Genomic DNA, 4,991 nt, shown 5'->3' with positions numbered 1-4,991 from the left:
CGAATCGCTTCTATCCAGCGAGGGTCGGCTGAAATTATCAGGGAATTTTTTAGCGAAGCATGTAAATCACTCCATACCATGATGCGTACAGACACATCTCTCCCCAGTCCATGATTGAAGTCCGTTAGGATTGAGTTGATCGCTTCTTTTGTTTGCTGGTATCCGTCCCCCATCTGATACATCCCCGCCAGACGTTTTATCTGAATTTCACACTCAGCTGCAATGTCATCTTGCATCGTACGCTCCGTTTTCGTCTTTTAAATTTGACTTAACGAATAAAATTCTAGTAGCAGCTGCACAAATTTTCGACCAATCATACTTCAAGTAGTGCAGATATTTAATCAACCGAAAGATCGGATAATTCATTATTGATAATGGGTTATGTATTAATTGTGCGCTATTTACTTTAGAAATTTCTGGTATTTGTTAATGTTCCCAAAATTTTCCGTCAAATCCCGGCAGCATATTTAGAAAGGTATACAATTCACCCCGCACTGGTAATGTGCCTCTGGGCATATTCCATGACTAACAAGCACTAATAGCTGACAACCCAGTGTGTAACATCTGCCGCCGTTATCCGATACGGCGGATGTTTTTTCAAATCAGACTTTACCCGTCTAGTAGACTAAATAAATCGTGCCTTCCGGTTTGCTTGCAGATTAACCTGCACTAACATCCCATCACTTAACAAATTATCAAACGTTCAGCAATTGCAAGGCTTTTTACCACGCCTGCCATCTGTAAGTGTTTCGACGGAGGGTTCTTACACAATCAGCGTTTTCTTCATCCAATAACAGATCAGTATCACCGTCCTCTGCTGCCTAGCGAACGTTTCGGCTACTTTTTTACCGCCCAGGGTAATGTCGAACTCTTCTTTTCGGCTGCTCCAACCCTGGAGCCATCGCCATCATCTCTTCCATTATCCGCGGTATTTTTCCCAGTAAGGTGCACGACAGAAGGCTTAGATGACTTCTCAGATGCAGTGTGGACTACTTAAGATTCATCTGGCATGGTTCCACATCTTTCAGGCTGTGCGCCATTTGCGTCATCATAAATATCTGAAGGTTATACGGTCAGAATCACCTCCGCACTCCTGAAAGCCATTTCCGCTTTGACCTGACAGGTCTAATCACCTGCCTATCCCTGCACCCCGCCAGCCAACCTGCGCACTTGAGCTAACGCAGCTAGTGTGCCATTCACATTCAGAATTGAAATGCATCATTTCCTGACTTTATCCTTACAATTTGTTATTAATAACCGTTATCATATTCATTCTCATTTCTTTTCGCATAAACCAATGAAGCCAATCAACCCTGAATGTAAGTGTTCTGAGCAGAGGATCATTTGTATGAAAGTTTCCACACTGTGTGCTGCGTTGACGCTGCTCGCGTCATCCCCGCTTTATGCCCGTGATAGTGCAGAGGAGGAGCTGGTCGTTGATGCAACCCGTACCGAAGGTTCACGCAATGATTCTCCTCAGGTCATCAGGGTGATTGGTGAAAAAGAGATTAGCCAGCAGCGGCAGCTGACGTCTGATACGTCCCAGATTCTGAGCAACCTGCTGCCGTCTTTTTCCCCTGCGCGACAGAAAATGTCCGGCAGCGGTGAAACGTTGCGCGGTCGCATGCCGCTGGTGATGATTGATGGTATTCCGCAATCCAACCCTCTGCGCCCTACCGGGCGGGAAATGCACACCATTGACGCGTCCATGATTGAACGTATTGAAGTTATCAAGGGTGCAAATGCCAGCAACGGTCTCGGGGCAACAGGGGGGGTCATTAACATCATCACAAAGCGGGCAAAGCCTGGCACCGTCAATCAGCACTTCAGCGTCGAAGCCACGACGCCTACGGCTGAATTTGACCACGATACGCTGGCCTACAAAACGAACTACAGCGTTAACGGCAGCGAGGAATACGTCGATTATCTGTTCGCGCTGAGCTATGAAGATCAGGGCCTGTTCAAAGACGCAGATAACCGTGCGATTGGCGTGGATAACACCCAGGGCGACTTGATGGATTCACGCGCATGGGACATGCTGGCGAAGGTCGGTTACTGGCTGGATAACGACCAGCGCATACAGCTGAGTCTCAATCGCTACCGGCTGAAAAACAAGGACAACTACATCAGCGTGACCGGCGATCGCGATGCCGGCAGACTGACCACCTCAGTCAAAGGCAGACCGGAAGGCAGCGCGCCGCACAACGATGTCTGGACGGTGGGGACCACCTACGATAACTATAGTCTGGCGGGCATGAAGTTCACCGCGCTCGCCTATTACCAGCGCTACGAAGCACTTTTCGGCGCGACAAACTCTTCTTCTTTCCAGGATCCTGAGATTTCTCCTCTTGGCACACTCTACGACCAGAGCCGCGCCTTTACCGACAAATACGGCACCAAAATTGCCCTGACTAAAGATGATATCTGGGATGATCGCATTAAGGCCACGGTAGGGTTCGATACACTTTTTGACAATTCAAAGCAGGATTTATGGTCAACCGGGCGAACCTACGTACCCGAAATCAACTACACCGACCTTTCGCCGTTCCTGCAGCTCGAATATGCCCCGATCGAGTCAGTGAAGCTCAGCGGTGGCGTACGCTACGAATACGCGCGTCTGAACATTGACAGTTACCAGACCACCTGGGCAAACGATCGCGTCAGCGTTGAAGGCGGGTCTCCCTCCTTTGAACAAACCCTGTATAACGCGGGCATCGTCTGGACGCCACTGGAGCCGCTCAGCTTATTTGCCAGCTACAGCGAAGGTTTTACCGTGCCGGACGTGGGCCGCGTGCTTCGGGGGATCGACACCCCGGGCGTCAGGCTGGATGACTACAACGGGCTGAAGCCGATCGTCACCAAAAACAGCGAGGCGGGCTTTCGCATTCAGCAGGCGCCCTTCGATTTTGAAGCAAGCTACTACCGTTCTTCTTCAAAGCTCGGAAGCCGCGTGGAACTGGTTGATGATGCATTTGTCGCCCGCCGGGAAAAAACGCAAATCGATGGCGTCGAGGTCAGCGCGGGTTACCGCCCTGCTGCGGACCACAAGCTGACGCTCGCCTGGTCGCACATGCGCGGTCGTTACGACAGCGATGAAAACGGCAGCCTCGATGCAAAACTTGACGGCCTGAATATCGCGCCGGACCGTATTATCGCCAGCTGGTCGGCAAACTGGAACGCAGAGCTGAGCACCTTCCTGCAGGCCAACTGGGCTATGAGCAAAAAATTCGACGATGAGGAAAAGGATTTCTCCGGTTACACACTGGTGGATGCAGCCGTGGGTTACAAGCTTCCCCGGGGACAGCTGAGCCTGGGCATTTCCAACCTGCTGAATAAAAAATACATCACTTATTACTCGCAGAGCGCCTCCGTTGACCCTGACCGCTATTTTGCCGGGCGGGGTCGCACGGCCACGCTCGGCTACAGTCTTGACTTCTGAACATGGGCGCCCTCTCACCGGGGCGTTAACCCGACGATGAAAAGCCAATTTTTATTCTCACCCGTTCGCCGTCGCTGTCTGCAGGCGCTGCTGCTATACGGCGTTTCCCCCGGCCTGCTGGCTGAACAAGCGCCCGCGCGGCGTGCCGTTTCGCTGTTTCAGGGCGCCACTGACAGCCTGGCGGCACTCGGCATTCCGCCCTGCGGGATCGTTGAATCCTGGGCTGAAAAGCCGGTTTACCGTTACCTGCGAAACCAGTTTTCAGGCGTGCCGCAGTTAGGCCTGGAAACCCAGCCGGCGCTTGAAAAAATAGCGCTGCTCAGGCCCGATATCATTTTTGCTTCCCGTTTCCGCCACCAGGATGTTGCGCCGCTGATGGAAAAGATTGCGCCCGTGGTGCTGCTGGATGACGTTTATGAGTTTAAAAAAACGCTGACGGTCGTCGCCGAAAAACTTTCAAAGGTCAATGAGGCCAGAGACCTGCTTCAGCGCTGGGACTCCCGGATTGTCGCCCTTCAGACCCTACTGAGAGAACGGTTCGGTGCACAGACCAGACCCCGGGTATCCGTCATTGAAGTCCGCCCCGACCACATTCGTAGCTACGCTCCACAAAGCTTTCCTGGCTCGGTGATGTCCGAAATTGGTTTTGACTGGAACGGGCAGGCTGCGCAGACGCGCGGCACGTCGTTGCGCTTTTCCAGCATGGAGAACCTGCCGTTGCTGGATGCCGATATCTTTTTCATTCTGCTCCGGGCGGACAGCCCTGCCATTCTGCGTCAGTACCGGGTGATGACCGCGCATCCGCTCTGGCAGCAACTGCGCGCCGTGAAAGCGCGACAGTTATGGCCGGTTGACAGCGTTTCCTGGAGTCTGTCCGGTGGCATAATTGGCGCAAATCAGATCCTCACTGACACAGAGCGGGCGCTGAGCCGGGGGGCATCGTGAAAGCACGCTTTCTGTTCTGCTGTGCCCTTCTGGCGCTGATGATGGTGGTCAGCGTCATGGCCGGAGTGCGCTTCTACCCGCTGTCGCAGGTGGCTGACGCTTTGTTTCACTCCGATCCCCTCCGTGCGGCTGACGCCATCATTCGCACATCCCGGTTGCCACGCACATGGCTGGCCATGTGTGTGGGGGCTTTTCTTGCAGTGGCAGGCGGACTGATGCAGGCGCTGACCCGCAATCCTGTGGCATCGCCCGGGCTGTTCGGCGTCAATGCGGGCGCGGCGCTGGCAGTTGTGCTGGCCGGCAGCGTTTTTTCCTTTAACACCCCCTGGCAGACACTTTTACTGGCATTTTTCGGGGCGTGTGCTGCCAGCGCAATGGTGTGGTTCGCCAGCCGGGCAGGTAACGTACGGGATAATCCACTCCGGCTGGTGCTGGCTGGGGTGGCGATAACCGCGCTGTGTAATGCCATTACCCAGGCAATCCTCGTTATCGATCAGGAGACGCTTGATACGATGCTGTTCTGGCTGGCCGGGAGCCTGTCGGGTCATGACCTGCCTCATATCTATGCGATGCTGCTTCCCGGAACGCTGCTGACAGTCGTCGCGTG

At 53.5% G+C, this 4,991-nt stretch carries 4 protein-coding genes; 3 read left to right on the top strand and 1 reads right to left on the bottom strand.

The window, feature by feature from the left end; all coding sequences use genetic code 11:
* Nucleotides 1-236, bottom strand: a 236-nt coding sequence (locus tag PSSD_RS25390; protein WP_153011519.1) for a hypothetical protein, incomplete at its 3' end; no start/stop codon positions are given.
* A 1,112-nt stretch (nucleotides 237-1,348) separates the two neighbouring features.
* Between PSSD_RS25390 and PSSD_RS25385 the strand changes: the two genes are divergently transcribed.
* The 3 genes from PSSD_RS25385 to PSSD_RS25375 all read left to right on the top strand — a co-directional run.
* The gene (locus PSSD_RS25385; protein WP_235589304.1) at nucleotides 1,349-3,439 is read left to right on the top strand and encodes a TonB-dependent receptor; all 2,091 of its coding nucleotides are present in this window, start codon (nucleotides 1,349-1,351) and stop codon (nucleotides 3,437-3,439) included.
* Between the two features lie 36 nt (nucleotides 3,440-3,475).
* Nucleotides 3,476-4,384, top strand: a complete 909-nt coding sequence (locus PSSD_RS25380) for an ABC transporter substrate-binding protein (protein WP_058974167.1) — start codon at nucleotides 3,476-3,478, stop codon at nucleotides 4,382-4,384.
* Nucleotides 4,381-4,991, top strand: a 611-nt coding sequence (locus tag PSSD_RS25375; RefSeq protein ID WP_153011518.1) for a FecCD family ABC transporter permease, incomplete at its 3' end; no start/stop codon positions are given. The genes PSSD_RS25380 and PSSD_RS25375, both read left to right, overlap by 4 nt.

The sequence above is a fragment of the Type-D symbiont of Plautia stali genome, assembly GCF_001485335.1.
GTDB classification, from domain to species: domain Bacteria; phylum Pseudomonadota; class Gammaproteobacteria; order Enterobacterales; family Enterobacteriaceae; genus Pantoea; species Pantoea vagans_C.
The sequence above is the reverse complement of the archived record's forward strand: the minus strand, read 5'-3'. Positions and strand labels throughout refer to the sequence as shown.

Coding starts and splice junctions, on each gene's coding strand:
- PSSD_RS25385 (WP_235589304.1), top strand. CDS start 1,349: ATGAAAGTTTCCACACTGTGTGCTGCGTTGACGCTGCTCGCGTCATCC.
- PSSD_RS25380 (WP_058974167.1), top strand. CDS start 3,476: ATGAAAAGCCAATTTTTATTCTCACCCGTTCGCCGTCGCTGTCTGCAG.